We start from the raw sequence: 438 nt of genomic DNA, 5'->3' as shown, positions 1-438 counted from the left end.
GCTATGCACTGGGCCGCAGCCTGCAGGTCAGCGCAGCGGGCACGCCCAGACTGGATGGTGACCAGGTACTGCTGAGCCGGCTCGGCAACATCGCCGGCACCATGGATGTGGTGACCCGCGCCGACCGCAGCGCCAGCTTCGACCTCGGCGCACTGTCGGCCGATGGCCGCCTGCCCGAGCAGGTGGTGATCGATGTCTCGGCGGCCCCCAACGCGGCCGGGCAGGGCGCGGTCGCCACGATCTACCTCAACGATTACCTGTTGGGTGGCAAGGTGCTGTCGGCCAACGGCCAGCCGCAACGGCTGGTGGCCAAGGTGCCGGCCTACGCGCTGTCGGCACGCAACGAGATCCGTGTCAGCTTCCTGCGCCAGCCGGCGCGTCCCTACTGCCACGATCCGGCCACGGGCTATCCGGTCTCGATCCTGCCCAGCAGCCACC

Annotated in this window: 1 protein-coding gene; it reads left to right on the top strand. The window is 69.9% G+C overall.

Going from position 1 to position 438, the window contains the following annotated elements; all coding sequences use genetic code 11:
• Window positions 1-438: hypothetical protein (locus tag RhoFasB10_RS25850; RefSeq protein ID WP_206031385.1), on the top strand; the 438-nt coding region annotated here is incomplete at both ends.

This window comes from Rhodococcus sp. B10 (assembly GCF_011770055.1).
Classification (GTDB): domain Bacteria; phylum Actinomycetota; class Actinomycetes; order Mycobacteriales; family Mycobacteriaceae; genus Rhodococcoides; species Rhodococcoides kyotonensis_B.
Note: the sequence above shows the minus strand (reverse complement) of the source record. Positions and strands in the feature narration are given on the sequence as shown.